Source organism: Marinicauda algicola, assembly GCF_017161425.1.
GTDB classification, from domain to species: Bacteria; Pseudomonadota; Alphaproteobacteria; order Caulobacterales; family Maricaulaceae; genus Marinicauda; species Marinicauda algicola.
Genome location: NZ_CP071057.1, coordinates 2938163 through 2964043 on the forward strand (window position 1 = coordinate 2938163; position 25881 = coordinate 2964043).

Genomic DNA, 25881 nt, shown 5'->3' on the forward strand with positions numbered 1-25881 from the left:
GTCTTCTCCGTTCGTTGTCACCGTGCTGCGGCGATCATGTCCGCCGCGCGCGTGGCGATCATGATGGTGGGCGCATTGGTATTGCCGCCGACCAGGCGCGGCATGACCGAGGCATCGACGACGCGCAGCCCCGCCACCCCGTAGACCCGGCACTCGGGATCGACGACCGCCATCTCGCCGCGCCCCATCGCGCAGGTGGAGGTGGGATGGTAGAGCGTCTCGGCGAGATCGCGCACCTCCTCGGCGAGCTGGGAGCGCCCGGCATCGGCGCTGGAGGGGAGTTCGAGTTCGGCGCGCTCCTCCTCGAAGGCGTCCGAAAGCAGCAGGTCGCGCGCGATCTTCAGGCAGTCGATCATGACCTCCATGTCGTGGCCGTCATCCTCGAGATAGGCCGGATCGATGCCGACATGCTCGGCCGGATCGGCACTCTTCAGGAACAGCCGGCCGCGACTCTTCGGATAGAGATTGCAGGCGTGAAGCGAGATGCCGTGCCCGGTCATCGTGCCCTCGCGCCCGTGCGGGCTGGACAGGCCCGGAATGAAGACGAGCTGGATGTCGGGCAGATCCTTCGCCCGGCTCGACTTCACGAAGCCGGAACCCTGCACCGGGTTGACGGTGAAGTCGCCGGAGCCGGTGAAGGCCCACTGCAGGACATCGCGGGCATTGGCGGGGAGCTTGCGCCAGGAATAGCCGAGCGACTTCGCGCTCTTCGTTCGCGCACGCGCCATCACGTCGAGATGGTCCTGCAGGTTCGCCCCGACGCCCGGCAGGTCCTTTTCCACCGCAATTCCGTGCTCGCGCAGGTGATCTGCCGGGCCGATCCCGGACAGCATCAGGAGCTGGGGCGAGTTGAGCGCCCCGCCGGCGAGGATCACCTCGCGTTTCGCAATGACGGTCTTGCGCTCGCCCTTGTGATCGATCTCCACGCCCGTCGCGCGGCCCTCCTCGACAACGACGCGCCGCGCGAGCACGCCGGTCATCACGTTGAGGTTCTCGCGCTTCAGGGCGGGTTTGAGGAACGCGTCGGCGGCCGAGCAGCGCTTGCCGTCCTTCTGGGTGACCTGATAGGTGCCGAAGCCTTCCTGCCTCTCCCCGTTATGGTCCGGGTTCTCCGGGATCTGGGCGCGCCGGCAGGCCTCGTGATAGAGTTCGGTCATGGGGTTGACCGGACGGATGGTCTTCACGTTCAGCGGCCCGCCCCTGCCGTGCCAGGGCTCGCCGTGATCCTCGTTGTGCTCCACGCGCTTGAAGGCGCGAAGGGCGCTGTCCCGGTTCCAGCCCGTGGCGCCGTACCCGGACTCCCACTCGTCGTAATTCTCCCACGCCCCGCGCATGTAGTGCATCGCGTTGATCGAGGACGAGCCGCCGAGCGTCTTGCCTCGCGGCCAGTAGAGGCGCCGGTCCCTCAGTTCCTTCTGCGGCTCGGTCCAGTAGTCCCAGTTGATCTTGGGATCGGTGATGGCGAACTGCAGCAGCATCGGCGTCTTGATGTTCGCCCTGTTGTCCTTGCCGCCCGCTTCCAGCACGCAGACCGTGACGTCCCGGTCCTCGCTCAGGCGCCCGGCGAGCGTCGAACCCGCAGAGCCCGCGCCGACGATGACATAGTCGAACTCCAGCGCGCTCATCGCGAGGGCTCCTCGGGTTGCGCGGCCGGTTCGGGCTCGGCGGTCTCCGCGGTGTCAGGCGCCGCGACGGCGTCGGCGATGGCGCGGAACAGCGTCCAGGCCTCCTGCTCGCGCGCCCCCCATTCGGGATCGCCGGCATTCATCGCGACGACCACGTTCCGCTCGGTGTCCATCCAGACATACTGGCCGTAGACCCCGGCCATGAAGAACTCGCCCTGCGGGTCCGGCGGCAGCCAGAAATGCAGCCCGTAGCCGCGCGGGGCGTAGCGGGCGTCGGGCCCCGGCTCCCCGAACGGGGCCTGCGGGCGCGACGCGGTCTCCACCCAGCCCTCGGGCAGCATGCGCTCGCCGGCCCAGAGCCCGTCCTGGAGATAGAACTGGCCGAAGCGGGCGTAGTCGCGCGTGGTCGCCTGCAGGCAGCAATAGCCGATCTCGATTGCCCGGTCCGCATCGACATTGACGAGCCAGCTGGCGTCCGAGGTCATGCCGAGCGGGCCCCAGATCCTGTCCTCGACGATGCTGGCAAGCGTGTCGCCGTACACACTGCGCACTACGGCGGAGAGCACGTGGGTGTTCGGGCTGACATAGTGCAGGTCCTGTCCCGGGGGACGGTTGCGGCGGATCTCGGCGGCCATCTCGTCGACATCGCGCCCGAGGATGAAGGCGTTGAAGAAGAAGGGCCGGATGTCGCTATCCGGGCTGTCGGCATAGTCCTCGTTGAAATCGACGCCCGCCGACATCATCAGCAGCTGGCGCAGCGTCGTGTCACCATATGCCGAGCCGGCATAGGCCGGCGCGTACTTGCCGGCCGGGTCGTCGAGGCTGTCGATCAGGCCCTCGTGGAGACCCATGGCAATGAGCGTCGCCACGAAGCTCTTGGCGACCGACCAGGAGGTGAAGCGCGTCGAGGCGTCTGCCCCGTGAGCATAGCGCTCGCCCACGATCACGCCGTCGCTGAGCACGACGAGCCCGGTGGCACCCGCATCGGCCATGAAGTCGGACAGCGTGCGGGTCGCGCCATTCCATTGGTAGGTGATGTCGAGCGGCTCGATCGCTTCGGGCAGGGGCTGCGGGTTGGTCGCCTCGATCGGGCGCGAGGGCAGGATCTCGTCCATGCGCTGGAAGGTCACGGGATAGTCCGCCGGGTCGTCGAGCGCCGTGATGCGCGCCGGCGAATAAGGCGACCAGGGCCGGTAATACCAGCCCGAAGCGGCCAGGATCACGACGAGAATGACGGCAACGATCGCACCGATGATGCGTCCCATGGGCAGGCCTCCCCTGTACCGGTCCGCGTCTTCGCCCGGCGGACTCTCAAGGGTCAGTGAACACCGTTCTTAAAAGGAAGGCCAGACGGTTTTGCGGGCGCGAGCTATTCCGGCACGACGCGCAGAACCATGCCGTTTGCCGCGTCGGTCAGCAGGTAGATCGCCCCGTCCGGGCCTTCGGCGACGTCGCGGATGCGCGCGCCCAGCTCGGTGAAGAGGATCTCCTCCTGCGCGACCTCGCCGCCGTCGAGTTCCAGCCGGTGCACCTCCTTGTCCGACAGCGCGCCGACGAAGAGATCGCCCTGCCAGTCCGGGAACAGGGCGCCGCGATAGACGATGAGGCCGGACGGCGCGATGGACGGTGTCCAGCCCGTCACCGGCGCGGTGAAGCCCTCATGGCTCTCGAAGGGGGAGATGCGTGCGCCGGAGTAATCGATCCCGGCGGTGGCGATCGGCCAGCCGTAATTGGCGCCTGGCTCGATCAGGTTGAACTCGTCGCCGCCTTGCGGGCCGTGCTCGTGCTGCCAGACCCGCCCGGTTTCGGCGTCATGGGCCATGCCCTGCGCGTTGCGGTGGCCGTAGCTGAAGATTTCCGGAAGCGCGCCCTCGGTGTCCACGAAGGGATTGTCCGCCGGTGCCGAGCCGTCGCGGTTCAGCCTGACCGTCGTTCCCAGGTGATTGGTCAGCACCTGGGCCTGCTCGCGGTATTCGAAGCCTTCCCCGATCGTCAGCAGGAACGTCCCGTCGGGCAGGAAGACGATGCGCCCGCCGAAATGGGCGTTGGTGTCCTTGAACGGTTCGGCGAGGAAGATCTGCTCGCCGGCCTCCAGGCGCTCGCCGTCGAAGCGCGCGCGCCAGACCGCCGTCGCGTTCGCGTCCGCGTCTCCGGCTGCATAGGCGAGATAGATCTCGCCGGTCTCGCCATAATCGGGCGCCAGCACGATGTCGAACAGGCCGGCCTGGCTCTCGTTGTAGACTTCGGGAACGCCGGGGACGGGATCGGAGACCCGGCCTTCGGGCGTCACGACACGAAGCCGGCCGGGCCGTTCGGTGACGAGCATGTCGCCCGAGGGCAGGAAGGCGATCGACCACGGGTGCTCGAGGCCCTCGGCGACCGTCTCGATGCGATAGGCGAGGCTCGGCTCGGAGGGCGCAGCCGGGGCGGCGTCCCCGGCCTCGCCTCCACACGCACCCAGGCTCAAGGCTCCCGCGGCGGCAGCCGGAATCGCGACCGTCCATCTCTTCATTCTCGCCTCCCCCGTTTCCCGGTTTTGCGCCGACGCGCTTTGAGCCATGATAGAGGCAAATCGGGGGAGGAGAAACGTCATGGCCTGGATACGCGTCCCGCTGGCCTGGCTTGCGGCGGTCGTCGGCATGGCTGCGACCGGCGTCGTCGTGCAGACCCAGTTCGTGCTGGGCGCGCTGGCCGATGTCGGCGCAGATATCACCCTGGCCGACCGGATGGAGATGACGGTCGACGATCTCGCCGGGTTCGGCCCGACCTATGCAGTGTTCATCGCGATCGGCTTTGCCATTGCCTTCTTCGCCGGCTGGCTGGTGATCCGCTACGCCCGCCTGCCGCGCCCGCTGGTCCACGCGGTCGCCGGTGCGGCGTGCATGGGCCTCATGCTGGTGCTGATGGAGCAGGTCTTCTTCGGCGTGCCGGTGATCGCCGGAGCCCGCTCGGCGGCGGGCTTCTCCGCTCAGGCGGCGCTCGGTGCACTCTGGGGTTTCATCTACGCGGGACTTTCCGGCACGCGGCGCTGAAACATGCTTATTTCGCGGACGATGTTCGAAAATATGTGTCCTTCTTGTCACGCTTAACGTGATGCTCACGAAGATCACATGACAAATCGAAAAATAGCGGCATACACTTCAGCCAAGCGCAGTGCGACCGTGATGAAGTCACACGCGCAAGACACCCAGGGGGAGGAGACCCGATGAATCGTATCACCAAAGCCGGCCTGCTCGGCGCGAGTGCGCTGACCGCGGGCCTTATGCACGCCGCGGCCTTCGGCCAGGATGTGACCCCGCCCGTGAACCGCGCCGTCGACGACGTCATCGTCGTCACCGCGCAGAAGCGCGAGCAGACGCTGCAGGAAACCCCGGTCTCGGTCTCGGTCGCCACCGGCGAGCAGATCGAGGTCGCCCAGGTCCGCGATGCGGCCGACCTGCAGATCCTGGTCCCGTCGCTGCGGGTGTCGGAATTCGCCGCGTCGACCAACACCCAGTTCACGCTGCGCGGCGTGGGCACCAGCTCCTTCAACCCGGGCCTCGAGCCGTCGGTGGGTATCTTCGTGGACGGCGTCTACCGCCCGCGGGCCGGTGCCGCCATCAACGACCTGCTCTCGATGGAGCGCGTCGAGGTGATCCGCGGTCCGCAGTCGACCCTGTTCGGGCGCAACACGCCGGCCGGCGTCGTCAGCTTCATCACCCAGGAGCCTGAGTTCGAGTTCGGCGGCGACGCCGAGCTGACCTTCGGCAATTACGGGCAGTTCGTCGCCAAGGGCACGGTGACCGGGCCGCTGGTGGCGGACGCGCTCGCCTTCCGCTTCGATGCGACCCACCACACCAACACCGGCTATCTCGACAACGTCTCGCCGGTCGGGGTGATCGACGAGGTCAACAACCGCGACCGTCAGAACTTCCGCGGTCAGCTCCTGTGGACGCCGACGAACGACACCGAAGTCCGCATCATCGCCGACTGGGGCAATATCGACGAGAATTGCTGCGCCGCGCCGTTCGGCTTCTACGACCCGATCGATGCCGCTGCCATCGCGGGACTCGGCGGCACGCTGGTCCCGGCCGATCCGTGGGGCGGCGACATCGCGGTGAACGGGCTGGTGAATACCGAGCTGAAGCAGTCCGGTCTCTCGGCCCAGATCGATCACGACTTCGATGGCTTCACCTTCACCTCGATCACCGCGTACCGCACCTATGACGAGGCGCAGAACATCGACGCGGACTTCTCCGATCTCGACCTGGTCGGCAGCCGCGACATCGACAACGAGTACAACAGCTTCACCCAGGAATTCCGGGTCACCTCGACCGGCGACAACTTCGTCGACTGGATGGGTGGTGTGTTCTTCTACGACAACGATCTGACGTTCCGCCAGAATGTCGACTACGGCTCGGACGCAAAGGCCTTCTTCGATCTCGCCTCGGCCTCGTCCGTGGCGCCGCTCGTGGCCGCCTTCGGCCTGCCGCCGGGGACCGGCGGGGTCAGCTTCCTCGAGTTCCTGGTCGGCACCAACAACGCGCTCGGCGTGACCGGCGTGCCTATCGCTCCGGCGGAGGGTTATGTCGCCGAGGACCACGGTGTGGTGCTGGAGCAATTCCAGTACGACACCCAGTCCTGGTCCGGCTTCGGTCAGCTCGACTTCAACATCACCGACCGCTTCACCTTCACGGTCGGGGCGCGCTACACCGAAGAAGACAAGGAGATGGCCACCCAGATCGATGTCGACGACCCGATCTCGGCCATCAGCTTCACCCAGCTCGGCGCCAATGTGCGCCTGCCCAACCCGGCCCTGTGCCCGGGCTTCCCGAACGGGAATACCTGCCCGTACTTCCTGAACGCGGTCCTGCTGCAGCAGGCGGCTGGGGACCCTGCGCTCGCCGCAGCCCTCACCCAGATCGCGGCCGCAGCCGGCACGTCGCTCGCCGACCCGACCTTCATCTACAACGGCACGGTTGCCTCGATCATCGCCAACACGCCGCAGCTCAACCTGTTCAACGGGTTCTCGGCGTTCCAGAACTTCCTGCCGGCCAGCGCCTCGCAGTATCCGACGAGCCGCAGCGACGACAACGTCTCCTACAGCCTGATCGCGAGCTACGACGTCTCCGACACGCTGAACGTCTATGCGAGCTATTCGACGGGCTTCAAGCCGGGCGGGTTCAACCTGTCCTACGAGGCGGTCGAGACGCAGAAATTCGAGTTCGAGGAAGAGACGGCCTCGTCCTGGGAGATCGGCGCGAAGGGCTCGGTCTTCGACGGCGCGCTGAACTACGCCATCACCTATTTCGATCAGGAGATCGAGGACTTCCAGGCCGAGAACTTCCTGGGTGCGGGCTTCGCGCTCGACAACGCGGGTTCGATCGAGGTCAGCGGCCTGGAGTTCGACTTCGCCTGGTCCCCGACCGAGCGGCTCTTCTTCACGCTCGGGGGTACCTACCTGTTCGAGAGCAAGTATGGCGAGTACGAGTTCGCGCCGTGCCCGGACAGCTCGCCGCTCTTCGGACCCGTCTACGATCCGACGGACCCGCTGTTCTCGGCCTGTGCCACGCCGCGGCTCAATCCTGAAACCGGCGTGACCAGCAGGTTCAACGACCTGTCGGGCGTGGACCGTGGGAATTCGGAGCTGATCGCCTCGCTCACCGGCACCTACACTCATCCGATCGGGAACAATCACGAACTCTTCCTGCGCGGTGAGGCCTATCACTCGTCGGAGTATGCCCTCACGACGAGCCTCGATCCGCGGCCCGTGGCCAACCAGGACGACTTCACGCTGTACAACGCCTCGGTCGGCTTCGGCCCGACCGACGGTGCCTGGCAGCTGCAGGTCTGGGGCCGCAATCTCGGGGAGGAGGAGTACAAGAAGGGCGGGTTCCCGTCGGTGGGTTACCTCGGCTCCAGCGTCAACATCTACCCGGGCGATCCGCGGACCTACGGGCTGACGCTGCGCGCCCGCTTCTAGGTCCGACGTTCGACGACGCAATCGAAGGCGCCGGGCATGTCCCGGCGCCTTCTTCTTTGCAGCCGGCATTTGCGCCGCCGCGCAAAATGATGAACAGTGTTCGCAAACGTCCCCGGGGCGCTTCATCTCGCCTGCGGCTCTGGATGCGAGACCCATGAACGACCCAGTCATCCTCGCCCTGGTCCTCGCCATTTCCGCGCTGTCGATCACCGGCCTGGTCCTGCTCAACCGGCGCCTCGGCGGCTGGACGCCGGCGCGGCTCGACAGCCTGGAGGCCGCGGGCAGGCGCCTCGCCGAGGACGTCGTGGGGTTCGTGGCCGGCGAGGGCGTGCTGGGAAGCGACGGGGCCGCAGCCCTCGTCGAGGAGGGAAACGGCGACCGTCTCGGCCTGGTGCTCGCGCGCGGCGACCGGTGCGTGACCCGGGCGCTGCGGCCCGGCGAGCTCATCGCCGTGACCCGGGAGGGCGCGACGCTCACCCTGCATCTGGCCGACTTCACATTTCCGCGCTTCGTGACGACACTGCACGACGCCGACATCGCCGCGCGCTGGGCCGAAAGGGCCGCGCGCTTCACTTCTGCGAGCCGAGACGGCCATGCCGAACCTGCCTGACCCGATCCTTCTGGCCATCCCCGTGTTCGTCGCTCTGATCATCGCGGAGATGATCTATGCGCGGGTGACGGGCAGGGCGCAGTTCGAGCCCGGCGATACCGCGGCGAGCCTCGTCATGGGTTTCGGCAATGTCGTCTCCGGCATCGCGCTCGGCTTCGTATCGATCGCCTGGTTCGTGTTCCTCGAGCGGTTTGCCCTGCTCGAGATCGGCTATGCCTGGTGGGCCTTCGTGCTGGCCTTCGTGCTCGACGATTTCGTGTATTACTGGTCGCACCGGTTTGCGCATACCGTACGCTGGTGGTGGGCCGACCATGTCGTGCATCACTCCTCGCAGCACTACAATCTGTCGACCGCGCTGCGCCAGCCCTGGCTCAGCCCGCTCACTCTCAAGTTCATCTTCTTCGGCTCGTGGCTGGTGCTGATCGGCTTTCCGCCGGCCATGGTCGCCTTCGTCGGCGCGCTGAACCTGGTCTACCAGTTCTGGATTCACACCGAGGTGGTCGGCAAACTGCCCGCCCCGATCGAGGCGGTGATGAACACGCCCTCCCATCACCGCGTCCATCACGCGACGAACCCGCGCTATCTCGACCGCAACTATGCCGGGGTGTTCATCGTCTGGGACAGGATGTTCGGCACGTTCGAACCCGAGCGCGAGGACGAGCCCTGCCGCTACGGCATCGTGAAGAATCTCGGCACCCACAATCCGTGGGTCATCTCGATGCACGAATGGTGGGGCATCATCAAGGACGTGCGCTCGGCGAAAACCCTGCGCGAGGCGCTGGGCTACTGGCTCGGCCCGCCCGGCTGGTCGCCGGACGGCAGCCGGGACTCCTCGAAGATCATCAAGGCCAGGTGGGCCGCCCTGCAGGCCGGTGCAGGCAACGCCGGCGAGCCGGATCGGCAGCGCGAGCGCACCGAGCGCGTTCCGGCCGAATAGGCGGTACTGGACAGCGGGGCTGTCTTTCGACCATTATACAATTCGCGAACATCGTTCACGAGCCGGGTTCACAACGGGCGGAGCGATGGGGGACATCGGTGCGGCCCGTCGCGCCGGTCCCAGCAAGCGATACTGGAGGAGATTTCGAGATGACGGCCCTGCGCGACCTCTACCCGATGCCGGACATCGACCCCCACTGGCACGTGCCCCAGGAGTTCGACGCCGTCTTCGACTGGCGCTTCGACGAAGGGCGCACCACGCTCATGCACCTCTATCAGAAGGGCAAGGACATGCAGTGGGATGCGGTCAACCGCATCGACTGGGAACTCGAACTCGACCCCGAAAACCCGATGCAGATGCCCGACGAGGCGGTGCCGATCTACGGTTCGGACGTCTGGAACAGGATGACGGACAAGGAAAAGGCCGAGATGCGCCGGCACGGCCAGGCCTGGAACATCTCCCAGTTCCTGCAGGGCGAGCAGGCCGCGCTCCTGGCCGCCTCCAAGATCGTCCAGTCCGTGCCCGATCTCGATTCGAAATTCTACGCCGCGACCCAGGTCATGGACGAGGCCCGTCACGTCGAGGCCTACCGCAAGCTGATGACCAAGTTCGGCGTCGCCTATCCGATGACCACCCCGCTGGAGGAGCTGGTCAACGACGCGCTGCGCGATTCGCGCTGGGACATGACCTATCTCGCCATGCAGGTGGTGATCGAGGGACTGGCACTCGCCGCCTTCGGCACGATCCGCGACATCGCCCAGAACCCGCTCGCGCGCATGGTCAACGCCTATGTCATGGAAGACGAGGCGCGCCATGTCGCCTTCGGCCGGCTCTCGCTTCGCGACTACTATCCCCAGCTCACCCAGAAGGAACGCGACGAGCGCGAGGAATTCCTCGTCGATGCCTGCTATCTCATGCGCGACCGCATGACCCAGGGCAATGTCGTCTACGAGACGCTCGGCCTGCCGGTCGAGGAGTGCGAGGAATTCACCCAGCAGTCGGAGATCGTGAAGCTCTACCGCACCCTCTTGTTCCAGCGCATCGTGCCCATCGTGAAGGATATCGGCCTCTGGGGTCCGAGAATCCGCAAGGCCTACGAGGACATGGGCGTGATGCAGTTCGCCGAACTCGATCCCGAAACCCTGCAGAAGCAGGACGAGGGCATCGCGCGGGAGATCGACGCCAACAAGACGCGCCGCGACTATATCGCCGCGGTCGCCGCGCACGCGGAATAGATTTCGCGGAATGCCGGCCTCATCGCCCCGGCGCTGTCGCGCCGGGGCGTTTCTTGTTAATAATCCGGTCGGGCGCCGCGAGTGGTGCGTGCGAGGGGCGGGGATGGCCATCGGTCTTGAAAGCCTGATCCGGGCGATGCGTCAGGGCGCGGTCCTTTTGTGCGGGCTCTTCCTGCTTGCCGCACCGGCTCGTGCGCAGGAGCCTGTCTGGAGCGACCGCGCGATCGACAGCCTGGTCTATGCCCTGTCGGAGGCCTGGACCCACGGGCTCGACCCGCGCGACTACGGCGACCCCGCGCGCCTGTCCGCGCTTGACGCGGGCACCGAGCGCGATCGCATCGCCTCCGACATCTTCCGCGCCTATGCACGCGATCTCGCCTTCGGCCGGGTCGATCCGCGCCGGCTCGATCCGGACTGGACCGCTGCGGTGGTCGACCAGGACATCGAGGCCTGGCTCGCCCGCGCTCTCGAGAGCGAGGCGGCCCACGAGGCGCTCGAAGCTCTCGCCCCCGGCCATCCCGACTACCAGGCCCTGCGCCAGGAACTGATCTATCGCCTGACCCTGCCGGAGAGCCCGATCCCGGTGCCGGACGGTCCGCCGCTCGCCCGCGGCGATCGCGGGCCGCGCGTGGACGCCCTGCGCGCCCGCCTGCACCAGCTGGGCCTTCTCGAGGTTCCGGGGCGGCGCGGGGCGGCGTTCGACGCGCGGCTCGAAACCGCCCTGATGCGCTTCCAGGCCCGCATGCGGCTCGCCGCCGACGGCCGGCTCGGTCCTGCGACGCTCGCCGAACTCAATACGCCGGCCGAATGGCGCATCGACCAGCTCAGGGCCAATCTCGAACGCTGGCGCTGGCTGACCCACGATCTCGGCGAGCGCCATGTCCGCGTGAACATCGCCGACTACCGGCTGGAGAGCTGGAGCGGAGGCGCCCCGGTGCGCGAGCACGAGATCCAGATCGGGGCGGGGTACAGCCGCACGCCGGTCTTCTCCGACACCATGCGCTACATCGAGATCAATCCGGTCTGGTATGCCGGGGCGGGGCTCGGCTCCTCGCTGATGAACCAGATGCGCTACCGCCCCGCCGCGGCCCTGTCCGACGGCTACCGGCTGGTCAGCCTGGATACCGGCGGCGTGGTCAGCCCCTACGACGCCGATTGGGCCCGGGGCCGCTACCGGCTCATCCAGCTCCCCGGCCCGAGCAATGCGATGGGGGAGGTGAAGTTCATGTTCCCCAACCGGCATAATGTCTACATCCACGACACCCCGCACCGCGACGCGTTCGCCGACGCCCAGCGCGACAACTCGGCCGGGTGCGTCCGGGTGAAGGATCCCGCCGACCTTGCCTGGTGGGTGCTGGAGAACGAGCCCGGCTGGACGCGGCTGCGCCTGCAGGAGGTGATGGCGACCGACGAGACCACGCGGGTCTGGCTCGACCGCCCGATCCCCGTGCATATCCTCTACTTCACCGCTGTCGCCGACCGGTTCGGCGGGGTGCGCTTCGTGCACGACGTCTATGGTCGCGACAGGGCGCTCGTCGCGGCGCTGGACGGGCGCTATCCCGAGCCCGCGCCGGCCGCCACGGGCCTGTCCTCGGCCGCGCTCGACTAGTCGAGCGGCCTCTCGAGGCTGTTCTTGTCGGCAAGGACGCGCACGCCCTCCAGCCATTCCGGCACCGGGTCGACCGCGCCGTTTGCCTTGATCTCGGGGGTGTTCCGGGTGTCCACGCTGCCGGGCGGACTGGCAAAGAAATGAAACTCCTGGATCCCGTCGGCGGGCGGATTCACGTGGTTGCGGGCCACAAGGCGCGGCCTCGACCAGCGGTCCGAATTCGTCCGTCCGCGTGCCGAGATGACGAGGCGGTTGGGGCTGTCGTCCTGGATTTCGAGCGTCTCGATCTCGAGGACCTCGTCGACGTATTTCTCGTCCTTCAGCTGATCGCCGCGTTGCTGCATCGGGGCCTCCTTGGCGTGGGCTGTACCGGGCGGCGCGCACTCGCGCGCTGCGTGGGCAACGTTTGACGCGCCCGGGATGTTGCGGGGAGATACGCAGCCGGGCCGACGCTGCCATTTGCCATCGCGGCGGGGCGGCCTTAAACGCGATAGCGGTAACGTCCAGCCGGAAGAGCCTTGCCCATGCGCCATTTTCTGTCCACCGAGGACTGGTCCCGCAGCGAGCTTCAGAGCCTGATCGACCGCGCACGCGAGTTTCGCGATTCGCCCAGGGGCGATGCGCTGAAGGGCAAGTCCATCGCGCTGCTCTTCTTCAATCCGAGCCTTCGCACGCGCACCAGCTTCGATCTCGGCGCCCACCAGCTCGGCGGCCACGCGATCGTGCTCGATGCGCGCGGCAGTGTCTGGCCGGTCGAGTTCGAGGAAGGGGCGGTCATGGACCAGGGCCCTGAGGAGCACGTGAAGGAGGCCGCGCGCGTGCTCTCCTCCTATGTCGACCTCATCGCCATCCGGGCCTTTCCCAAGTTCGAGGACTGGCAGGCCGAGCGCGAGGACCCGCTGATCACCGCCTATGCGAAATACGCGACCGTGCCGGTGATCAACATGGAGACCATCGTCCATCCCTGCCAGGAACTCGCCCTGATGATGGCGCTGCAGGACCGGCTGGGCGACGTGCGCGGCAAGGACTTCCTGCTGACCTGGGTGCCGCACCCGAAGCCGCTCAACACCGCCGTGGCGAACTCGGCCATCCTGATCGCCTCGAAATTCGGGATGAACGTGCGCATGCTCGTTCCGGACGAGGTCTACACGCTCGACCCGCGCTACATGGGCGCGGCTGAGCGCTTCTGCGCGGACGCCGGCTGCCGTTTCTCGCTGACCACAAACGTGGAAGAGGCGTATTCCGGCGCCCATGCCGTCTATGCCAAGAGCTGGGGTGCGCTGCCCTTCTACGGCCAGTGGGAGGCCGAGGCCCCCTACCGGGCAAAGGGGGCAGGCTTCATGGTGGACGAGGCGAAGATGGCGCTGACCGACGACGGCGTCGTCAGCCACTGCCTGCCGATGCGGCGCAACGTGAAGATCGCCGACGCGGTTGTGGATTCGCAGGCCTTCCTGGGGATATCGGAGGCGGAGAACCGACTCCACGTCCAGAAGGCGATCATGGAAACCCTCGCACGCGGAACCACGAACTAGCATGGCCAACGATTCCACTGCCAACGAGCGGGGCCGCACCGGCGCGCCGGTGCGCTCGGCCATCGTGCAGCTGCTTTCCCACATGCGCGACGGCAAGGAGATCCGCGAGTATCTCAACCGTTTCTCCCAAGTCGACCAGGAGCGTTTCGCGGTCGTCAAGGTCGGAGGCGCGGTGATCGAGGAACAGCTCGAGCCGCTCTCGGCCGCGCTGGCCTTCCTGCAGACCGTCGGTCTCGCCCCGATCGTCGTGCACGGCGGCGGGCCCCAGCTCGATGCCGCGCTCGGTGAGGCCGGCATCGAGACGGTGAGGAAGAAGGGTCTCAGGGTCACGCCGCCCGAGGCGATCCCTGTGATCCGGGAGACGCTGACCGATCTCAATGTGCGCCTTGTCCAGGCGATCCGCGACCAGGGCGGGCGTGCCGCCTCGATCCCCTCCGGCGTGTTCGAGGCCGAGCTGATCGACGAGGCCGAGCTCGGCCGGGTCGGCGAGCCGAGCCGTATCCGCCTCGATCTCGTCCACGCCGCGGCCAAGGCCGGCCAGGCGCCCATTCTCGCCTGCCTCGGCGACACGAGCGACGGCACGATGGTCAACATCAATGCCGATGCCGCCGTGCGCGCGCTGGTGCACGAGCTGCAGCCCTACAAGGTGATCTTCCTGACCGGCACCGGTGCCCTTCTGGACGAGACCGGCGCGCCGATCTCGGCGATCAACCTGACCACCGACTACGACGCGCTGATGGCGTCCGACTGGGTGTCCGGCGGCATGCGGTTGAAGATGGAGGAGATCAAGCGCCTGCTCGACGACCTGCCGCTGTCCAGCTCGGTCTCGATCACGCGGCCCGACGCGCTGACCAAGGAGCTGTTCACCCATGCCGGGGCGGGCACGCTGGTGCGCCGCGGGGAGAACATCCTGGAGATCACCGAGCGCGGGCGTCTGGACGAGGATCGGGCTCGTGCCCTCATCGCGCAGGCCTTCGGGCGTCCGCCGGTGAAGGACTATTTCGATCGCCTCGACTTCGACCGCGCCTTCGTCTCCGAAAGCTATCGCGCAGCCGCCATCACCAGCCGGCTCGGCGACACTGTCTACCTCGACAAGTTCGCCGTGCTCGACGCGGCGCGCGGGGAGGGGCTGGGCGGAGCGGTTTGGAAACGCCTCGTCGCCTATGCACCGCGCCTCTACTGGCGTTCGCGCATCGATAACCCGGTCAACGAGTTCTATTACGCGGTCTGCCAGGGCGCGGTGAAGTCGGGGCGCTGGGTCGTGTTCTGGCGCGGCGAGGACGACCTGTCGCGCATTCCCGAGATGGTGACGACCATCGCCGCCCTGCCGCCCACGCTGGAGGAAAGGGTCGCCTCATGAAGACGGTCGGTCTCGTCGGCGCACGCGGGCATACCGGGCGCGAGCTGATCGCGTTGCTCTCCAGGCGCTCCGGCCTCGGCCTGGTCTTCGCCTCCTCGCGCGCGATGGCCGGGGAGACGGTCACGAGCCTTGCTCCCGAAGCGCCGCGCGAGCTGCGCTTCGAGGCGCTGGGGCCGCAGGAGGTGGCGGGCAAGGGGGCCGACGCGGTGATCCTGGCTCTGCCCAATGGCGAGGCCGCGCCCTATGTCGAGGCGATCGAAAGGACGGCGCCGCAGACCGTCATCGTCGATCTGTCGGCCGATTTCCGCTTCGACGGGACCTGGGTCTACGGCTTGCCGGAAATCTACGGCCGCGAGCGGCTGGCGGGCGCGACGCGCATCGCCAATCCGGGCTGCTACGCCACGGCCGGCCAGCTCGCCGTCGCCCCGCTGAGGGACCGGCTCCGCGGCCCCGTCCACCTGTTCGGCGTGTCGGGCTATTCGGGCGCCGGCACGACGCCGACCCGGAGGAACGATACGAAACTCCTGGAAGACAATCTCATGCCCTACGCGCTCGCGGGGCACCTGCACGAGCGCGAGATGGCCCGGCACCTGGAGATCGATGTGCGCTTCAGCCCGCATGTCGCGCAATTCTTCCGCGGCCTGCTGGTGACGGCGCAGCTTGAGTTCTGCGAGGCGCTGACACTCGAGGCGTTCGAGGCGGCGTACCGCGAGGCCTACGAGGGCGAGCCGCTGATCGGCTTCGTGCAGGGCCGCCCGGCCGAGATCGCCGACGGGGCGAACGCCAACGGCGCGGCGATCGGCGGCTGGACGCTGAGCGAAGACGGCAGGCGCGGCGCGGTCGTGTGCGCGCTCGACAATCTCCTGAAGGGGGCGGCGGTGCAGGCGATCCAGAACCTCGCCCTGGCGCTCGGGCTGGAGGAGTTCGAGGCGCTGGCGTGAGGCCGCTCACCCTCCTGTGACTTGGCAACGCTCTGAGGTGTGCCACGTTAGGGGGCAAACCCGACGGAGGCCGTCATGCGTATCCTCGCCCTTCTCGCCGTGCCGCTCACCCTGATCGCCGCCGCCTGCGCGCAGGAGCCGCAGACCGAGGCCGGGCCGCCCGAACCGGATATCCCCGAAGGTGCCGAACAGGCCATCTTCGCCTCGGGCTGCTTCTGGTGCACCGAGGCCGATTTCGAAAAGCTCGACGGGGTGATCGAGGCGGTGTCCGGCTATACCGGCGGCGAGACGTCCAACCCGAGCTACGAGGACGTTACCTATGGAGAGACCGGCCATGTGGAGGCCGTTCGTGTCGTCTACGATCCCGCTCAAATCTCCTATTCGAGGCTACTCGACCATTACTGGCGCAATGTCGACCCGTTCGACGCCACCGGCCAGTTCTGCGACCGCGGCGACAGCTACCGCCCGTTCATCTTCCCGGTGAACGCCGGGCAGATGGAGGCCGCCCGGGCGAGCCTCGAGCAGGTCCGGGCCCGCTTCGACCGGGAGATCGCGGTGGAGATCGAACAGGCCGGCGACTTCTGGCCCGCCGAGGCCTATCACCAGGACTACGCCGACAAGAACCCGATCCGCTATCAGCGCTACCGCTTCGGCTGCGGGCGCGACCAGCGCCTGCGCGAGATCTGGGGCGAGGAGGCCGGCGGGATCTCCGGCTAGCCCTCCTCGCGCTCGGAGCGGATGGTTTCCTCGTACGCGGCGCTGCGTTCCTCGCGGTCGTAGCCCTGGGCGAGGAAGAGTTCGTAATGGCGCTCGCGATTGCCGCCGAGATCGACGGTGATCTCGCCGAAGCGCTCGAAGCGCTCGAAATCGCGTCGGATCACGGGAATTTCCTCGGGCCGCTCGGAGACCACGAGGATCTCGCCCTCGATGCCCTCGGGCAGGGGCCAGCCCTGCTCGGCATGGCTGATCGGGCCGGCATGGCGCAGCCACATGTAGAGCGGCGCGTCGATGCCCTGCGCATAGCGCTGCATCTGGTGGAAGTCGTTGCGGTTGTCGAAGGCGAGTGCGTCCGCGCCGGAGCGCTCGAAGGCATCGGTCAGGCGCTCGGCGGTGACGTCCCAGCCGCGCACGCGCTTGAAGGCGTTGGCGATGCCCAGCGTCTCCGAAAGCGGGACCGAAGCGGCCGCAGCCATCATGAGAAGACCCGCCGCGCTGTGAAACGCGACCGACCCCCAGAGCACCCAGCGGCGCCATTTCGGACCGTTCAGAAGGAATGCGACCGTCAGGATGAGCCCGGCCGCATAGGCCGAGGCCGCCCAGTTGGCGTGCGCCCGGCTGATGAAGGCCTGGATCGAGACCACGGCGAGCGCCGGGGCGGAGTAGAGCGCGAGCACGACGCGCCGGCGCATCGCACTCTCGAAGGCTTCCTGGCGCAGCCCCTCGACCGCCGCGACGATCAGGACCGGGAAGAAGGCCGGGCCGAACACGCCGAACTGGTCGAGCAGGAATTCCAGGAGCTCGCCCGGATTGAACAGGCTGCCGCCCCAGTTGGCATTGGCGGCGGTGTGCGAGACCGTCGCGAAGTCGTGCGCGGCGTTCCAGGCGAGGTTCGGCAGCACGATCACGACCGCGATCAGTCCTGCAGCGAGGCCCTTCAGGCCGACCAGGGCGCGCCGCACCGGCTGGTCGGCGAGGATGGCGAGTCCGGTCCCGACCAGGAAATAGATCATCGCGTATTTCGACAGGAAGCCGAGCCCGCAGGCGGCGCCGAGCACGATCGCGCTTGTCCATTCGGGCCGCTCGCGCAGGCGGACGAGGCAATAGAGCCCGGCGCTCCAGAACACCATCAGCACCGCGTCGGTGGTGATGACCGTGGCCGACAGCCAGACGGCGGGCAGGGTCGCCCAGCCGATCGCGGTCCACATCCCGGCGCGCGCCCCGAACAGGCGCGCGGCGGTCAGGCCGAGCAGGGTCGCGGTGATCGTGTGCAGGAAGGGCGCGGCCAGGCGAACGGCCCAGTCGGCATTGCCGAAGAGCGCGGTCGTCGCCGCGATCACCCAGGCGATCATCGGCGGCTTGGAGAAATAGCCCCAGTCCAGATTGCGCGACCAGATCCAGTATTGCGTCTCGTCGGCATAGAGCTGGTTCGGGTCCAGCGCGATCGCGAGGATGCGCAGGACCAGCAGCCCCGCCAGCACCAGGCCGGCGGCCAGGATTTCCGGCGGCCGGGACGCCGAGCCGGGGGCGAGGGGAATGTTCGCGCTCATGGCGGGCTGTTTCGACGATAGGGCGGGCGCTGTCAAAGCCTCTCTCGTCCGCACTACCAGGGGTTTTCATTCCTCCCCGGCGGCGGGCAAGAACCGTTGCAGCCGCGCCACGCTCATTAACGAAAATTCAGAACCGAAGACCGCGCCGCACACCCCCCGGCCGGCCCTTCGCGAGGGGCGTGCCCGGCCTTCCTGCAGGCCCCGATCATGTCCAGGGCCGGTATCTTGCGCCCCTCCGGTTCCGGAAGCCCGAATCGCCCGTCCGCATCCGGATGGACAGACGATCCGCACCGTCACATAAGCTTCACATTCATGTCACCGAACCGTGAAGGGCGGGCCGTAAGCGACGCGACGGTATTCGGGCGCACTGCCTGTTCCACTCACCCGGTCGATTAGGGGGACCAACACCCATGGCATTCTTCAAGAAGCTCGCCTACGGCGCCTCTGCCGCAGCGCTCCTCGCGATGGCGTCAACCGCCGCCGTCCACGCCCAGTCCACGTCCGCCAGCCTGCGCGGCTCGGTCGTCGACGCCGAAGGCAACCCGATCGCGGGCGCCTCGGTCACGATCATCCACACCGAATCCGGCACGGCCTCGCGCACGGTGACCAACGAGACCGGCGCGTTCGCGCAGTCCGGCCTGCGCGTCGGCGGCCCCTTCACCATCACGGTCAGCGCCGCCGGCTTCGAGGGCGAAGCCATTGACGGCCTGCGCTTCGTGCCGGGTGCCAACGCCCCGCTGACGATCGCCCTGAACCCGCAGATCACCGACGTCGTCGTCGTGACCGGCCAGGCGATCAACCGCTTGGACCTCAACAACGGCGTCGGCTCGGTGTTCTCCGCCTCCGACATCTCCAACCAGCCGGCGGCCAACCGCGACGTCATCGCGACCCTGGTTCGCGACCCGCTCGCCTTCTCCGGCGGCGAAGGCAACCTGTTCGTGGCGGGCACCAACCCGCGCTTCAACGGCCTCGCCATCGACGGCGCGCTGCAGCAGGACGATTTCGGCCTCGGCTCGAACACCTACGCGACCGAGCGTTCGCCGATCTCGATCGACACGATCGAATCCGCCTCGCTCGTGGCCACCGACTACTCGGTCGAGGTTTCCGGCTTCACCGGCGGCCTGGTGAACATCACCACCAAGTCGGGCACCAACGAGTTCGACGGCTCGGCCTATTACTACTACCAGGACGAGGGCTTCTACGGCGACGAGACCGAGGACACCACGATCACCGTGGCCCCGTTCGAGGAAAAGGAATACGGCTTCACGCTCGGCGGCCCGATCGTGCGCGACCGCCTGTTCTTCTTCGTCGCCTATGACGAGTTCGAGTCCGGGTCCGGCCGCGCCTTCGCGCAGGACGACATCGACGACGACATCGATCCGGCCTTCTACAGCGCCTTCAACGATTTCGTGCAGTCCGAGCTCGGCTTCGACATGCAGGGCCGTCCGGACACCGTCTCCACGCCGGTGACCTCCGAGCGCCTGCTCGGCAAGATCGACTGGAACATCAACGAAGACCACCGCGCGTCCTTCACCTACCAGTCGACCGAAGAGACCGGCACCTCGGTGGGCCGCCAGGATTTCGTGTCGGCCTGGTACGACATCCCGGTCGAGCTGACCGCCTATTCCGGCCAGCTGTACTCGGACTGGACGGACAATTTCTCCACCCAGTTCCGCGCGAGCTTCAAGGAGTTCACCCGCGGCCAGATCTGCCGCGCCGGTTCCGACCAGCCGCACCTGGAATTCCGCCTGAATGAGGCCGATCTTGCCGGCAGCCCGTTCGACGGCATGATCACCGGTTCGAGCCAGGAATTCTTCGTCGGCGGCTGCGACCGCTTCCGTCACGCCAACGAGTTCGCCGACGAACGCCTGCAGCTGTTCGGCAAGGGTGACTACCAGGTCGGCGATCACCTGATCACATTCGGCGGCGAGTACGAGAACTACGAGCTGTACAACCTCTTCGTCCAGAGCTCGAACGGCCGCTTCATCTACAACACGCTCGACGACGTCCGGAACAACACCCCGGTCATCAACTACAACAACGCCACGAGCAACGACGCCAACGACGCCTCGGCGGCGTTCGCGCTCGAGAAGTACACCGCCTTCGTCCAGGACACCTGGCAGATCCACCCGGACCTGTCGGTCGATCTCGGCCTGCGCTACGAGTACTTCGTGCAGGACGACACCCCTCCCACGGATGCGGACATCGACACCCTGTACGGCGCCGGCACCACGGGCGAGAACCTGGACGGGCGTGACCTGATCATGCCGCGGATCTCCGCGCGCTGGACCCCGACCGACAACACCACCGTCACCGGCGGCTTCGGCCTGTTTGCCGGCGGCGAGCCGAAGGTCTGGATCTCCAACGCCTTCCAGGGCAAGACCGGCAGCGCCTCCCAGAGCGGCGTCGCCCTGCCGAACCTCGACGTCCCGCAGAACCTGCTCGACGCGGTTGCCGCGCAGGACGGCACGGTGATCGACGTCATCGCCAACGACTTCGAGATCCCGGCCGACTGGAAAGCCTCCATCCGCGTGGATCACGAGTTCGATGCCAACTGGTTCGGCCTGAACCTGGGTGAGGGCTACGTGGCTTCCGCCCAGTACCTGCTGACCGTGCCGCAGAACAACTTCATCTGGACGAACCTCGCCCAGACGGAGCTGGCCGCGGCCCTGCCGACCGGCGTCGCGCCGGACGGCCGGACGATCTACGCCGACCTGCAGGCCCTCGGCATCTCCAACCTGACCGAGCTCGGCAACACGGACGGCAGCGAGAGCCACGTGTTCACCGTTAGCCTGCAGAAGGACTTCGACTTCGGCGCCGGCTTCTTCGTGTCCTACGCCTACCAGGACATCGAGTGGCTGTCCGAGGGCGGTTCCTCGCGCGGCATCTCCAACTGGCGCGGCATCACGGCGGTCGACCGCAACAACCCCGAAGCGCGTACCTCCTTCTGGGAAGTGGAAGACTCCTTCAAGATCTCGCTCTACTACGAGCGTGACTTCATCGCCGACCTGACCACGCGCTTCGACGTGTTCGGCGCCATCCGTTCGGGCGTGCCCTACACGCTGACCTTCGATGTCGGCTCCAGCAACGCCCTGTTCGGCCGCGCCGGCGACTTCGAGAGCCCGTTCGACAACAACCCGCTCTACATCCCGACGCAGGGCGGCGATCCGAACGTGGTGTTCGCTTCCGGCTTCGACCAGACCGGCTTCTTCGACTTCGTCGACCAGGTCGGTGCTCCGCAGGGCCAGATCCACGACGTCAACTCGGCGACCTCGACCTGGAACCAGCAGTGGGACTTCCGCGTCCAGCAGGAACTGCCGGGCATCCCGGGCGTCGGCCGCTTCGTGGGCGACAACAACTTCCAGCTCGTCCTCGACATCATCAACTTCCCGAACCTGCTCAATTCCGATTGGGGCACCCAGTTCGGTGCGGCCAGCTTCGGCCAGCTCGGGATCGTGGAAGCCGACCTGGTCTCGGCGGCCGATGTGGCGGCGAACGGCGTGGACGCTGCGACGGCCCTGACCGGGGACGCTCCGCGTACGACCTGCGTCAGCCAGGGCTCGTGCGTCTACCGCTACAACGAGTTCGACCCGCAGCCGGCGTCGGACAAGAACGAGTTCGACTCGCTCTACCAGATCCGCGTCGGCATCCGTTACGAGTTCTGATCTCGTAGCCGGAAGACCCGGACCAAAGCCGGAGGGCGGCCCCGCAAGGGGCCGCCCTCTTGCTTTTCGTGGAGGGTGGCCACGCGCGGCGGGCTTCGTCGTGAAACCGTCAAGCAGGACGGGTATCGAAGAGGGCGAGCCGGCGAAACCTGCGGAGTGCGACGATGAGCAAGCTGATCCTGCCCGACATGAACCGGCGCCTCCTGCTGCGCGGCGCGGCCGGCGGCGCGGTGGCCGCCCTGGCGGCGGCCTGCCGCCTGCCCGAGACGGGCGCCTCGTCCGCCCGCGGCTTCCGCAACGACCCGTTCAGCCTCGGCGTCGCGTCCGGCGATCCCACCCCGGACGGCATGGTGCTGTGGACGCGCCTCGCGCCCAACCCGCTCGATCCCGATGGCGGCATGGCGAGCGAGCCGGTCGAGGTCGCCTGGGAAATCGCCGAGGACGAGGGCTTCCTCAACATCGTGCGATCCGGCGTCGAGCGCGCCCTGCCCGGCCAGGGCCATTCGGTCCATGCCGAGATCCACGGCCTGCCGGCGGGCCGGACGTATTTCTACCGCTTCCATGCCGGGGACGCGACGAGCCCGACGGGGCGCACCGCGACCACGCCGGCCTTCCTCTCGGGCGTGGACCGGATGCGCATCGCCTGGGTCAGCTGCTCGCACTACGAGCAGGGGTTCTTCCACGCCTATCGCGATCTCGTCGAGGAGAACGCCGATGTCGTCATCCACACCGGGGACTATATCTACGAATCCAGCTGGGGCCCGCAGGTGCGCCGCCATGCGGTGCCCGAGCCCTATACGCTGGCCGACTACAGGATGACGCACGCGCTCTACCGCCTCGATCCCGATCTGCAGGCCGCCGCCGCGCACGCGCCCTGGCTGGTCACCTGGGACGATCACGAGGTCGACAACGACTATGCCGGCGATGTCGCCGAGGAACCCCATGTCGGGCTCGCCGATTTCCGCGAGCGGCGCCTGGCCGCCTACCAGGCCTACTGGGAGAACATGCCTCTGCGCCGGCGCTCGATGCTGGAGCGCGCGAGCGGGCGGATGCGCGTCTGGGGCGAGACCGTGTTCGGCAATCTGGCCGCGGTCTACATGACCGACGGGCGCCAGTTCCGCACGCCGATGGCCTGTCCGACCGAGGAGGACCGCGGCGGCAACATCATCGCACGCGACTGCCCCGAGCGCCTCGACCCGGAACGCACCTATCTCGGCGCGGGTCAGGAGCGGTGGCTGAACTCCAGCTTCGGCCGTTCCGGAGCGCGCTGGAACCTCCTGGTCCAGCCGACCCTGTTCAGCCCGTTCTACAGCGCCGATCCGGAAACCGGTGCGCTGACCGCCTGGTCGGACGGCTGGGACGGCTATCCGGCCGCGCGCCAGCGCCTGATCGACACGTTCGCGGGCCGGCCGGAGAGCAACCCGATCCTCCTGGGCGGCGATACCCACTGCTACTGGGTCACCGACGTGAAGCAGGACTATGCCGATCCGAACTCGCCCACCGTGGCGAGCGAGTTCGTGACGACGGCGGTGACCTCGCACCACACCAATCACGACGCCTTCGCGGCGAACGTGCCGGACTTCCCGCACATCCGGCATTTCGATGCGCGCGAGCGCGGCTACGGCCTCGTCGAGCTGACGGGGCAGCGCGCCGAGGTGACGCTGCGCACGGTCGGCGAGGTCAAACGCCGCGACGGCCGCGAGAAGCGCGACCAGGCGAGATTCGTGGTCGAGGCCGGGCGGGCGGGCCCGCAACGGGCCTGAGGCCGGCCGCGTTGGCAGGTGGAAGAGCGCCCGCCTTGCCATCTCGCGGGGCGGGCGAAGCCGTGCTAATCGCTTGATTCATGATCGAACGCCACATTCCCCACGAAACCGCCCCCCAGGCCGCCATCCATACCTGCTGGCCGGCCGCGACCGAGCTCTGGCAGGACGACCTGCCCGGCTGCGAGGCCGAGTTCGCCGCCTTCCTGAAGAAGCTCGCCCGTCCCGGGCCGGACGGGCGCGGCGTGCCCATCGTCATCTATGCCGCCACCGCGCGCGCCGAGGCGAGCGCGCGCCGGGCCCTGCCGCACGCTCGCATCGTGCGCTCGGCCTATGGCGATGTCTGGGCGCGCGATACCGGACCGGTCTTCGCGCTGGAGGGCGGACAGCTGAAGGCGATCCGCTTCAGGTTCAACGGCTGGGGCGGCAAGTACGACTTTCCCGCCGACCAGACGATCGGCCAGCACATCGCGCGCGAGGCCGGGGCGGCGACCGTCCCGGTCGATCTCGTCGGCGAGGGCGGGGCGCTGGAATTCGACGGGCAGGGCACGGTGATCACCACGCGCCAGTGCCTGCTCAATGCCAACCGCAATCCGGGCAGGTCGGAACAGGCGGTGGAGGACATCCTGAAGGAGGCGCTGGGCGTCAAGAGGGTGATCTGGCTCGACGAGGGGCTCGTGGGCGATCACACCGACGGCCATGTCGACAACATCGCGCGCTTCGTCCGGCCCGGCGTCGTCGCCTGCCAGAGCCCGTCCGGGCAGGACGATCCCAACGCGAAGGTGCTGACCGCGATCGCCCGGCAGCTGGAGAAGGCGCGCGACGGCGAGGGCCGCAAGCTCAGCGTGGTGCGAATTCCCTCCCCCGGACGTGTGGAGATCGATGGCGAACCGGCCGCGGCCTCCCATATGAACTGGGTGATCGGCCGGCGCACGGTGGTGATGCCGGCCTACAACGAACACGCACGCGCCGCCGCCTCGGCGCTGTCGAAGGCCTTCGCCGGGTATTCGGTCGAGACCAGCCCGGCGAATGCGATCCTGACCGGAGGCGGGGCCTTCCACTGCGTGACCTGCAACCAGCCGGCCCTGCCCCCGAACGGGGCGTGAGCCGGTCCCTACATCGTGGATGACCGCCCGTGATGCTGACGGCCCTCCTGACATCGCTGCTCCTGAGCCAGCTGGACGTCGACGGCACGCGCGGTCCGTGGGCGCCGGAAACCGAGCGGCCGGTGGACCTGCCGGCTCCGGCCGTGGAGAGCGAGGTCATCGCCGAGGCGCTCGCCGCACCGAGCGAGCCGGAGTGGCTCGACGCCTTCCGCGCGCGCCTCGACCAGGCCGCGCGCGAGGACAAGGTGGTCGGGCTCGCCGCCGCGGTGATCGAGAACGGCCGCACCGTGCTGGTCTACACCCACGGCGAGACCGCGGCGGGATCGGGCGAGCCGGTGACGCGCGAGACCGTGTTCCGCGCCGCCTCGCTGACGAAGAGCTTCACCGGCACGCTGCTCGCGGTGCTCGAGCACGAGGGGCTGGTCGATCTCGACGCCACCGTCCCCTCCGACGTCATCACCCTGAAGAGCGGCGGGCGGCCGACCTGGCTGCAGCTGGTCTCCCACCAGACCGGCCTGCCGCCGAACGCCTACGACAACCTGATCGAGGCCGGACGCGATCCGGTCCACGCGCGCGCGCGCCTGGCCGAGGTCGATCCGATCTGCGCGCTCGGGGAATGCTACACGTACCAGAACATCGCCTTCGGCGCCTCCCAGGTGCTGATCGAGCAGGCGACCGGCATGAGCTACGAGCAGGCCGTGCGCCGATGGCTGTTCGAGCCTTACGGCCTCGACACGGCGAGCCTGGGGGCGGACGCGCTCAGGGCCGCCGACAGCTGGGCGCGGCCCCACCGCGGCTGGCGGCGCGCCTTCGACCGGCCGGGCAGCCCCGACACCCATTATGACGGCCTGCCCGCGGCGGCCGGGATCAACCTGACGCTCGACGACCTCATCGCCTGGGCGAGGGCCCATCTCGCCGAGCATGGCGGCGTGCCCCGCGAGGCGCGCGAGCGGGCCTGGACGCCCTACATCAACTCGCTGCGCGAGACGGTGGGCCTGCGCGAGGTGCGCGCGCGCGTCGACGAGACGGCCTACGGTATCGGCTGGCGCATCTACAAATGGGGCGACCGCACGCTGATCATGCATTCCGGCTACCTGTCGGGATACGGCGCGCAGATCGTCATGGAACCGGCGACGGGCTTTGCCTTTGTCGCCCTGTGGAACGCGGATGCGCGCGCGCCCTGGCGGCTCTGGCCGACGGTGATGGACCTGCGCACCGGTGCCGGCCCGGGCGACTGGCTCGACCGGCTGAAAGGATGAGAGGACACTTCAC

General features: G+C 67.9%; 19 protein-coding genes. 14 read left to right on the plus strand and 5 right to left on the minus strand.

The genetic code is table 11. From position 1 onward, the window contains the following. Positions 1 to 17: 17 nt before the first annotated feature. From JW792_RS14590 to JW792_RS14600, 3 genes are all read right to left on the minus strand, one after another. The gene (locus JW792_RS14590; RefSeq protein ID WP_135995072.1) at positions 18 to 1625 is read right to left on the minus strand and encodes a GMC family oxidoreductase; all 1608 of its coding nucleotides are present in this window, start codon (positions 1623 to 1625) and stop codon (positions 18 to 20) included. Continuing rightward, positions 1622 to 2890 (minus strand): serine hydrolase domain-containing protein, encoded by a 1269-nt coding sequence (locus JW792_RS14595; RefSeq protein ID WP_135995071.1) that lies wholly within the window; start codon positions 2888 to 2890, stop codon positions 1622 to 1624. The genes JW792_RS14590 and JW792_RS14595 overlap by 4 nt, the downstream gene beginning before the upstream one ends. Before the next feature lie 104 nt (positions 2891 to 2994). Next, positions 2995 to 4137 carry a PQQ-dependent sugar dehydrogenase gene (locus tag JW792_RS14600; protein ID WP_135995070.1) on the minus strand — a complete coding sequence of 381 codons (1143 nt, stop codon included), beginning with the start codon at positions 4135 to 4137 and terminating at the stop codon, positions 2995 to 2997. A gap of 79 nt (positions 4138 to 4216) precedes the next feature. On the opposite strand from JW792_RS14600, the gene JW792_RS14605 reads away from it, so the two are divergent. From JW792_RS14605 to JW792_RS14630, 6 genes are all read left to right on the plus strand, one after another. After that, positions 4217 to 4657 (plus strand): hypothetical protein, encoded by a 441-nt coding sequence (locus JW792_RS14605; RefSeq protein ID WP_135995069.1) that lies wholly within the window; start codon positions 4217 to 4219, stop codon positions 4655 to 4657. 173 nt (positions 4658 to 4830) lie between these two features. Then, a complete protein-coding gene (locus JW792_RS14610; RefSeq protein ID WP_135995068.1) occupies positions 4831 to 7587 on the plus strand; it encodes a TonB-dependent receptor in 2757 nt (918 codons plus the stop codon). Between the two features lie 154 nt (positions 7588 to 7741). Further along, entirely contained in the window at positions 7742 to 8197 is a 456-nt protein-coding gene (locus JW792_RS14615) for a hypothetical protein (protein ID WP_135995067.1), read from the plus strand. Next, entirely contained in the window at positions 8181 to 9134 is a 954-nt protein-coding gene (locus JW792_RS14620) for a sterol desaturase family protein (RefSeq protein WP_135995066.1), read from the plus strand. Before JW792_RS14615 ends, JW792_RS14620 begins: the two co-directional genes overlap by 17 nt. Positions 9135 to 9283: 149 nt before the next feature. Further along, positions 9284 to 10369 carry a ferritin-like domain-containing protein gene (locus JW792_RS14625; RefSeq protein WP_135995065.1) on the plus strand — a complete coding sequence of 362 codons (1086 nt, stop codon included), beginning with the start codon at positions 9284 to 9286 and terminating at the stop codon, positions 10367 to 10369. 103 nt (positions 10370 to 10472) lie between these two features. After that, positions 10473 to 11978, plus strand: coding sequence for a L,D-transpeptidase family protein (locus tag JW792_RS14630; RefSeq protein ID WP_241094986.1), 1506 nt, complete (start codon positions 10473 to 10475; stop codon positions 11976 to 11978). Here JW792_RS14630 and JW792_RS14635 read toward each other — a convergent pair. After that, positions 11975 to 12322, minus strand: a complete 348-nt coding sequence (locus JW792_RS14635) for a hypothetical protein (protein ID WP_135995064.1) — start codon at positions 12320 to 12322, stop codon at positions 11975 to 11977. The two genes, JW792_RS14630 and JW792_RS14635, sit on opposite strands and share 4 nt — an antisense overlap. Positions 12323 to 12502: 180 nt before the next feature. Between JW792_RS14635 and JW792_RS14640 the strand changes: the two genes are divergently transcribed. The 4 genes from JW792_RS14640 to msrA all read left to right on the plus strand — a co-directional run bounded on the left by JW792_RS14640 (position 12503) and on the right by msrA (position 16528). Next, positions 12503 to 13510: an N-acetylornithine carbamoyltransferase gene (locus tag JW792_RS14640; protein WP_192900956.1), complete on the plus strand. Its 1008-nt coding sequence runs from the start codon at positions 12503 to 12505 to the stop codon at positions 13508 to 13510. A gap of 1 nt (position 13511) precedes the next feature. Then, on the plus strand, positions 13512 to 14870 hold the full coding sequence (locus tag JW792_RS14645; RefSeq protein ID WP_135995062.1) for an acetylglutamate kinase: 1359 nt from the start codon (positions 13512 to 13514) through the stop codon (positions 14868 to 14870). Continuing rightward, positions 14867 to 15811, plus strand: coding sequence for an N-acetyl-gamma-glutamyl-phosphate reductase (argC, locus tag JW792_RS14650; RefSeq protein ID WP_135995061.1), 945 nt, complete (start codon positions 14867 to 14869; stop codon positions 15809 to 15811). The genes JW792_RS14645 and argC overlap by 4 nt, the downstream gene beginning before the upstream one ends. A gap of 75 nt (positions 15812 to 15886) precedes the next feature. After that, positions 15887 to 16528 carry a peptide-methionine (S)-S-oxide reductase MsrA gene (gene msrA, locus JW792_RS14655; protein ID WP_135995060.1) on the plus strand — a complete coding sequence of 214 codons (642 nt, stop codon included), beginning with the start codon at positions 15887 to 15889 and terminating at the stop codon, positions 16526 to 16528. Here the strand turns inward: msrA and JW792_RS14660 are convergent. Further along, entirely contained in the window at positions 16525 to 18078 is a 1554-nt protein-coding gene (locus JW792_RS14660; RefSeq protein ID WP_135995059.1) for an ArnT family glycosyltransferase, read from the minus strand. The two genes, msrA and JW792_RS14660, sit on opposite strands and share 4 nt — an antisense overlap. A 410-nt stretch (positions 18079 to 18488) precedes the next feature. Between JW792_RS14660 and JW792_RS14665 the strand changes: the two genes are divergently transcribed. The 4 genes from JW792_RS14665 (at position 18489) to JW792_RS14680 (ending at position 25868) form a co-directional block, all read left to right on the plus strand. Continuing rightward, positions 18489 to 21743, plus strand: coding sequence for a TonB-dependent receptor (locus JW792_RS14665; protein ID WP_135995058.1), 3255 nt, complete (start codon positions 18489 to 18491; stop codon positions 21741 to 21743). A gap of 164 nt (positions 21744 to 21907) precedes the next feature. Continuing rightward, on the plus strand, positions 21908 to 23506 hold the full coding sequence (locus JW792_RS14670) for an alkaline phosphatase D family protein (protein ID WP_135995057.1): 1599 nt from the start codon (positions 21908 to 21910) through the stop codon (positions 23504 to 23506). Between the two features lie 80 nt (positions 23507 to 23586). Next, complete coding sequence (locus JW792_RS14675) at positions 23587 to 24609, plus strand: agmatine deiminase family protein (RefSeq protein ID WP_135995056.1); 1023 nt, start codon at positions 23587 to 23589, stop codon at positions 24607 to 24609. A 32-nt stretch (positions 24610 to 24641) separates the two neighbouring features. Next, entirely contained in the window at positions 24642 to 25868 is a 1227-nt protein-coding gene (locus tag JW792_RS14680) for a serine hydrolase domain-containing protein (RefSeq protein ID WP_135995273.1), read from the plus strand. The last annotated feature ends 13 nt before the right edge of the window (positions 25869 to 25881 follow it).

What these genes read in the sequence shown, in the direction of transcription:
- JW792_RS14590 (WP_135995072.1), bottom strand. Translation starts at nt 1,625, where the DNA reads ATGAGCGCGCTGGAGTTCGACTATGTCATCGTCGGCGCGGGCTCTGCG.
- JW792_RS14595 (WP_135995071.1), bottom strand. Translation starts at nt 2,890, where the DNA reads ATGGGACGCATCATCGGTGCGATCGTTGCCGTCATTCTCGTCGTGATC.
- JW792_RS14600 (WP_135995070.1), bottom strand. Translation starts at nt 4,137, where the DNA reads ATGAAGAGATGGACGGTCGCGATTCCGGCTGCCGCCGCGGGAGCCTTG.
- JW792_RS14605 (WP_135995069.1), top strand. Translation starts at nt 4,217, where the DNA reads ATGGCCTGGATACGCGTCCCGCTGGCCTGGCTTGCGGCGGTCGTCGGC.
- JW792_RS14610 (WP_135995068.1), top strand. Translation starts at nt 4,831, where the DNA reads ATGAATCGTATCACCAAAGCCGGCCTGCTCGGCGCGAGTGCGCTGACC.
- JW792_RS14615 (WP_135995067.1), top strand. Translation starts at nt 7,742, where the DNA reads ATGAACGACCCAGTCATCCTCGCCCTGGTCCTCGCCATTTCCGCGCTG.
- JW792_RS14620 (WP_135995066.1), top strand. Translation starts at nt 8,181, where the DNA reads ATGCCGAACCTGCCTGACCCGATCCTTCTGGCCATCCCCGTGTTCGTC.
- JW792_RS14625 (WP_135995065.1), top strand. Translation starts at nt 9,284, where the DNA reads ATGACGGCCCTGCGCGACCTCTACCCGATGCCGGACATCGACCCCCAC.
- JW792_RS14630 (WP_241094986.1), top strand. Translation starts at nt 10,473, where the DNA reads ATGGCCATCGGTCTTGAAAGCCTGATCCGGGCGATGCGTCAGGGCGCG.
- JW792_RS14635 (WP_135995064.1), bottom strand. Translation starts at nt 12,322, where the DNA reads ATGCAGCAACGCGGCGATCAGCTGAAGGACGAGAAATACGTCGACGAG.
- JW792_RS14640 (WP_192900956.1), top strand. Translation starts at nt 12,503, where the DNA reads ATGCGCCATTTTCTGTCCACCGAGGACTGGTCCCGCAGCGAGCTTCAG.
- JW792_RS14645 (WP_135995062.1), top strand. Translation starts at nt 13,512, where the DNA reads ATGGCCAACGATTCCACTGCCAACGAGCGGGGCCGCACCGGCGCGCCG.
- argC (WP_135995061.1), top strand. Translation starts at nt 14,867, where the DNA reads ATGAAGACGGTCGGTCTCGTCGGCGCACGCGGGCATACCGGGCGCGAG.
- msrA (WP_135995060.1), top strand. Translation starts at nt 15,887, where the DNA reads ATGCGTATCCTCGCCCTTCTCGCCGTGCCGCTCACCCTGATCGCCGCC.
- JW792_RS14660 (WP_135995059.1), bottom strand. Translation starts at nt 18,078, where the DNA reads ATGAGCGCGAACATTCCCCTCGCCCCCGGCTCGGCGTCCCGGCCGCCG.
- JW792_RS14665 (WP_135995058.1), top strand. Translation starts at nt 18,489, where the DNA reads ATGGCATTCTTCAAGAAGCTCGCCTACGGCGCCTCTGCCGCAGCGCTC.
- JW792_RS14670 (WP_135995057.1), top strand. Translation starts at nt 21,908, where the DNA reads ATGAGCAAGCTGATCCTGCCCGACATGAACCGGCGCCTCCTGCTGCGC.
- JW792_RS14675 (WP_135995056.1), top strand. Translation starts at nt 23,587, where the DNA reads ATGATCGAACGCCACATTCCCCACGAAACCGCCCCCCAGGCCGCCATC.
- JW792_RS14680 (WP_135995273.1), top strand. Translation starts at nt 24,642, where the DNA reads ATGCTGACGGCCCTCCTGACATCGCTGCTCCTGAGCCAGCTGGACGTC.